This is a genomic window from Verrucomicrobiales bacterium (assembly GCA_016793885.1).
GTDB lineage: Bacteria > Verrucomicrobiota > Verrucomicrobiia > Limisphaerales > UBA11320 > UBA11320.
This window is the reverse complement of sequence record JAEUHE010000196.1, coordinates 1-3,176: the sequence shown is the minus strand read 5'-3', so window position 1 is coordinate 3,176 and position 3,176 is coordinate 1. Positions and strand designations below refer to the sequence as shown.

The 3,176-nt window shown below is 56.5% G+C and carries 3 protein-coding genes; all 3 read left to right on the top strand.

Features of this window, described 5'->3' with window-relative positions:
* Positions 1-451: 451 nt before the first annotated feature.
* The 3 genes from JNN07_22415 to JNN07_22405 all read left to right on the top strand — a co-directional run bounded on the left by JNN07_22415 (position 452) and on the right by JNN07_22405 (position 2,719).
* Positions 452-637: an addiction module protein gene (locus JNN07_22415; protein MBL9170506.1), complete on the top strand. Its 186-nt coding sequence runs from the start codon at positions 452-454 to the stop codon at positions 635-637.
* A gap of 121 nt (positions 638-758) precedes the next feature.
* A complete protein-coding gene (locus JNN07_22410; protein MBL9170505.1) occupies positions 759-1,034 on the top strand; it encodes a hypothetical protein in 276 nt (91 codons plus the stop codon).
* 743 nt (positions 1,035-1,777) lie between these two features.
* Positions 1,778-2,719, top strand: coding sequence for a Gfo/Idh/MocA family oxidoreductase (locus JNN07_22405; GenBank protein MBL9170504.1), 942 nt, complete (start codon positions 1,778-1,780; stop codon positions 2,717-2,719).
* Positions 2,720-3,176: the final 457 nt, after the last annotated feature.

Genomic DNA, 3,176 nt, shown 5'->3' with positions numbered 1-3,176 from the left:
ATAGAATCCACAACCCCATCGTGGGTTGCGAACCCTGTGGGGCTTCAGGTGATCCCAAGCGCAACCCGCGTTGGGGTTGTGAGAAAACCACGACTAACCCAGGGTAGGCGCTCCTGCGTCGCGCCAACCCTGGGCTTTGAGGCGGAATCCCTTTGGGATTCTAACATTTGGTCGAAGAACTTGTGGGTAATGCTCAGAGACCTCTACCGCTTCCCGGGACCCGGCGGAGTCCGGAATCCTTCTTGGCACCGCCCCAGCCTCGGCTGATGAGTTCAAACCGACCTCGACTGCGCGGGTGAATACGCCTAGCGTGTGAACAAGAACTCCATGGTTTGGGGGTAGATGACGAACACTGGCCAATGAACAAAACTCCCCGCATTCGTCGGATGCCGTGGAAAGGGGTAGTGTGAAGTGGATCTGAAGGGCGGTGTAGAGCTAATCAAGTTGGAGGATGAGTTTGAGCGAGGAGTTGCGCACAGGCGATCCTGAAATCGGAGCCGCCTGGAAACAGGAAACACGCCGACGCCTGGCTGAGATCGAGAATGGGACTGTGCAGCCGGTGGACGGTGAATCCGTCTCTGCCCGCATCCGCCAAATCGTTGGAGGGAATACAACCCGTGCAGGCTATGCAGCTTAGACTACTTCGAACATTCGTTTTGTTGGTTGCTGGATTCATTCCAATTTGGAGTACTGGATGCCACGGTCGACCTGGTTGGGCTGATGCGCATAAACTCCCACCTCAGGAACGGCGAAGGTTGATGAGCCGAGGCAGATCGGGCGATGGCGAAGCCGCGTTTAGGATCTACCAGATGTACGACCTTGGCCTAGGCCGCAAAAAGAAGGCTATCGAATGGCTTGTGATGGCGGCGAACAACGGACACGGTGTCGCTGCGTATAACCTCGCCTATGACTTCTACTATCACCGGAGTGACGCCAGGAGCGCAGCAGTATGGTGGAGCATCGCTGCTCAGCGCGGTGAGAAAAAGGCAGAGGAGATGCTACGAACGCTCGCTCTGGACAATCCCTACAGGTAGCCGCTGTTTCATGAAACCGACCGCGGAGTCGGGCCGCAGCACAGAGTTCGCAGGGAAAAGCCTTAGCTTGTTTCGTGCTTCGAAAACGGGGCTTAGGGACCGTTTTTTTTTGATCGAAAAACCACGGTGTAAGCGTGTGATGGGAGACCAGTGTTCCGATTCGTTTCCATGCGCGCCATCCGGGAAATCTATGGTCCGAGTAGGCGTGAAGGAAAAGCGGTGTCGAACCCTTAGCATTACCCACAAGTTCGTCGACCAAATGTTAGAATCCCAAAGGGATTCCGCCTCAAAGCCCAGGGTTGGCGCGAAGTAGGAGCGCCTACCCTGGGTTAGTCGTTGGTTTCTGACACGAGTGAACTATAAGCCTCCTCGGACCACTTCGTGGTCAACCCCATCGTGGGTTGCGGCTTGTTTTTGGGTATTGGCCGATCCAGTCGCAACCCGCGATGGGGTTGTGAATTCTATGGCCTTTTCCCAGGGTAGCTCGTTCCTCGCAACCCTGGGCTTTGAGGCGCTATCCCGTTGGGATAGAGGTCCAAGATCTTCTGAACTTGTGGGTAATGCTTAGGTCGAGCCACCGCGGTCCATAGAACGCGCGGCGTCCCCCGACGGTGGTTTGTTTGCGTTTCCCTCACCCATCACGCCTTAACTCTCTCCACGGCATTCGATCCTGGCTCGGTTCGCACCGAGAATGGCCAACAATCTAAGCTTTTCAGTTTCGGGGGCTGGGTTAGGGTTTGTTCATGCTGAAGATCGGGCTTATCTCCGCAGCCTCTTATGGATATCAAGGCGCGGTTCGTACCCCGGGATCCAATCACGGAACTGCATTCGCGACGGCGTTCAACGGCTGGCGAGAGGATCGGGTGGCTCCTTATAGCACCAACTTCGTCCGCTCGCGTCGGAAAATTCCAGGAGTCGAGGTTCTCAAGGTCTGGGATCCGCATCCGGAAGCGGCGCAGAAGTTCGCTGAGGCCTGCGCCATTCCCACGGTCTGCCGCACTCCGGAAGAAGCGTGCGATGGCATGGACGCCGTCCTGCTGATCGACGACGGATCAGGGGAACAAGGTCAATACGCCAAATATCCGCTCCAAAAAGGCATTGCCACCTTCTGCGACAAGCCCCTCTCGATGAGCGCTAAACGGGCTCAGGGCTTGGTCAATTTGGCTCGATCCACCGGGGCTCGACTCATGTCTTCGAGCGCCTTGCGCTTTGTCCCGGAGATCATCAAGCTGCGCGACGATTTACCAAAAATAGGCCCGGTGTACCTGGCCACCGTGGCTTGTGGCAATGACCTGATCTACTATGGAGTGCACGCCCTAGCCATGGCCTATTCGGTTTTAGGAGCCGGAGCCATCTCCGCCATCAACGTCGGCCAGCCGGGCCTGAATCAGGTTCGAGTGCGCTTCGGGGATCACCGCGATGTGATTGTGTTGGTCGGAGAAAAGCAATGGATGAGCGTCGGTTATCAGATTTCTCTCTACGGACAAAAGGCCTGGCGCACCCTCTCGCCTGATCTGACGGACCTTTACACGCCCTTGCTCGAAGCATTCGTCGGCTATGTTGAGACCGGCAAGGAACCGTTCCCGATCGAACAGGAAGTAGAGATGCTCGCCGCTCTCGAGGCAGGCAAACGATCGTTGGCCACAGGACGAGAGATCACGGTTCAGGAAGTGCTGAAGGGTTAGCAGCAAGCACCCCGACTCCGAGTCGGGGTGCTTGCTGCTAAAAGGCACTGCGTGCGGGGCAGTTCCATGGAGTGCGGTGGCACGACCTAAGCATTACCCACAAAAATGTTAGAATCCCACAGGGATTCCGCCTCAAAGCCCAGGGTTGGCGCGAAGTCGGAGCGCCTACCCTGGGTTAGTCGTCGTTTTCAGGACAACCCCATCGTGGGTTGCGGTTGGATGGGCCAAGACCCCCGAACAAACCGCAACCCACGATGGGGTTGACCACGAAGTGGTCCGAAGAGGCTTATAGTTCACTCGTGTGAATTCTATGGCCTTTTCCCAGGGTAGCTCGTTCCTCGCAACCCTTATAGTCCCTCCAAAGTTATTCATGATTGGCGAGGAGAGCCCTCCAGCTCCCCGCAGCCAATTGTGAATAACTTTGCGCGACGCGACCCTGAGATCTGTGAACAATTTG